Below are 2533 nucleotides of genomic sequence, written 5' to 3' on the forward strand. Positions count from 1 at the left end.
TTTCGGGAATTTTTGAAATGGCACAGTTGTTTAATTTAAAGTTTTGGCTATATTTGTGATGGCTTGGTGGTGCATTTTCGCCACATTTTTAAGCCGCAAAACGTTGTGTGCAAGTTTACGAGAAATCTTGTGGTTAAAAATAACTCTGAAAAAATGAATTAAATATGAAATGGATTAAGAGTCTAAATGATTTAAAGGAACATATTTTTAGTAATAAAGAAAGAGTTGTTGAAAACAAAAAAAATATTATTGGTGAAAAACCAAGTGATGTTTATGACAATTTTTGTAATGAAATTTCTGAAAAATTAACAGATATTGGTTTTAGATATTTTCCTAGTTTACACAAATTAAAACTTGAAAGTAATGACAAAAAATATTTATTATTTGTAAAATTCTCATCAAACCCTGAAAATGTTGCTAATAAATATATTGAATTGAAAGGAACATTTTATATTGATTCAATAGAACTCAAAAAATTCACCAAAAAAAATCCATTAATTAATTATTGGAATAAATCAATTATTGGTAGAGATTTAGGAATTTTAATAGATAACGAAAAAGGAAACGTAATTTGGAATTTAGCTAACGAAAATGATTACAATTCTGCATTAAAAATTATTCCTGAAATCTGTAAGACAAAACTTCTCGCCTATTTTGAACAATTACAAAATGTTGAATTAGTTACAGCCGAAATATTGAAAGATAATTTCGATTTGAGTTCTCCAGTATGCACAACACAATATCTGCTTTGCCATAATAAAATAAAAGAAGCAGAAAATTACCTTATAAATTTTCTCAAGAAAAAAGAAAAATTAATTAATGATAATTATATAGAATCAAAAGCAGAAATAAACAAAAATGGATTTCCTAAACATTATATTATGGGCGAAGGTTATGGTTATGATATTGCCTTATTAGAAAAATTTTATAAATTGAATCTGAATAAAAAATAAAACCTGCACACAACAGCGGTTTGCTTCAATGGCTACTTCCGGATTTTCCTACGGAAAATCCGCTGCTCAATGGAATGTTTTGTTATATTTGTAATGGCTTGGTGTAGGTTCAACGCCACTGAGAGCAAGCCGCAGAACGTTATGTGCTACGTGCGTAGAACGAAATAGAAAACCAAATGAAAAAAATTATTATCATATTAATTATCATCTCTTTAACGTCTTGTGCGAACAAAATTAGCGACGCAAAAATAAGTTCTAAAGAAAATGAAATTAAACTAAAAATTGGTCCAACTTGGTATGACAACGAATCTGAAATTGACTTTATCTACGGTGTAAAAACAGCCGAAACGGAAAAAAATTATATTACAGAATTTCATTTGAACTTTGGAGGCAAAACTATATGCAATACAAATAAAATTGTCGCAAGAATTGATTTTGGAACAAATGAAAATCTAATTTTATCAGATTCTATAAATCAACTTTTACCAGCAACGAAGGAAATAATAAAAAGAGTTAGAAATAAATCTAATGTAGATTTTGAATTTATGAATCCAAATCCCGGGATTTTAGTTTTTACTATTGAAAAAGTCAATCTTAAACCAAATGGAAAAAAAAGTAAAATTTATCTAAACTTAAGCTCCGATTGTAATCAAATTCTAAAATTACCTATAAATCTAACGAAATACAACGTTGAAAATATTGAGAAATTATATGAGAATTACATAACATCTGAATTATCGAAACTAACTAAAGATGAACTAATTCATAAAAAAGTTATATTTAGTTTTAATGAAACATTAAAAAGTGGAAATTATATAATCGATTTTGTTGACCAAAACAATATGTTAGTTCTAACTTTTAACAAAGAAACAAATGAATATTTAATACATAATACTGAAAAAAAATTACTGAAAAGAATTAAACGCAGCACATAACAGCAGTTTGCAAAAATGGCGGGTTTTGGGCTTAATTTAAAGTTCGTTTTGTACTTGCAAAGTCAGTGTTTAACCGAAAGTTTAGGCTTACTTAATCCGCCACTTCTGCAAGCTGCAAAACGTTAGCAAACATTTTATAATTCTCGTAAATTCAACAACTGTTTAATGAAAAACAAGATTTCCAAATTTGTGCTTTTACTTTTTCTCATTGTAATAATTTCTATGTTTGTCAAAGGTTATCTTTATAAAAAAGAAGTTGAGGAAAACAAAGTTGAAAGTATTTGTCGCTACGTAAATTGTAAAACTTATCCAAAATCTACTCAAAGTGTTTTTAGATATTATGTGGATGATAAACTTTATAAAACTGAATATGGTGGTTGTCCAGATAATTATGATAAAATGATTGGTCGCTATTACGTGTTTCATTATTCTAAAATAGATCCTAATAAAATCATTGTTGATTACAAAACTGAAGTAAAAGACACAGTGAAAATCTTAAATGCTGGATTTACTTCAGAAGATTTGAAATATAAATATTAAAAACGTTTGCTAACAGCGGTTTGCTTCAATGGCTACTTCCGGATTTTCCTACGGAAAATCCGCTGCTGAATGGAATGTTTTGTTATATTTGTAATGGCTTGGTGT

At 27.7% G+C, this 2533-nt stretch carries 3 protein-coding genes; all 3 read left to right on the plus strand.

Annotated features, from left to right (window positions below; all coding sequences use genetic code 11):
- Window positions 1-164: 164 nt before the first annotated feature.
- Window positions 165-953, plus strand: a complete 789-nt coding sequence (locus B0I03_RS13055; protein WP_111567870.1) for a hypothetical protein — start codon at window positions 165-167, stop codon at window positions 951-953.
- A gap of 176 nt (window positions 954-1129) precedes the next feature.
- Complete coding sequence (locus B0I03_RS13060; RefSeq protein ID WP_111567871.1) at window positions 1130-1888, plus strand: hypothetical protein; 759 nt, start codon at window positions 1130-1132, stop codon at window positions 1886-1888.
- A 165-nt stretch (window positions 1889-2053) separates the two neighbouring features.
- On the plus strand, window positions 2054-2428 hold the full coding sequence (locus tag B0I03_RS13065) for a hypothetical protein (protein WP_146603306.1): 375 nt from the start codon (window positions 2054-2056) through the stop codon (window positions 2426-2428).
- The last annotated feature ends 105 nt before the right edge of the window (window positions 2429-2533 follow it).

The organism is Flavobacterium aquaticum, assembly GCF_003259835.1.
In the GTDB taxonomy this organism is placed as follows: Bacteria; Bacteroidota; Bacteroidia; order Flavobacteriales; family Flavobacteriaceae; genus Flavobacterium; species Flavobacterium aquaticum.

What these genes read in the sequence shown, in the direction of transcription:
- B0I03_RS13065 (WP_146603306.1), top strand. Translation starts at nt 2,054, where the DNA reads ATGAAAAACAAGATTTCCAAATTTGTGCTTTTACTTTTTCTCATTGTA.
- B0I03_RS13055 (WP_111567870.1), top strand. Translation starts at nt 165, where the DNA reads ATGAAATGGATTAAGAGTCTAAATGATTTAAAGGAACATATTTTTAGT.
- B0I03_RS13060 (WP_111567871.1), top strand. Translation starts at nt 1,130, where the DNA reads ATGAAAAAAATTATTATCATATTAATTATCATCTCTTTAACGTCTTGT.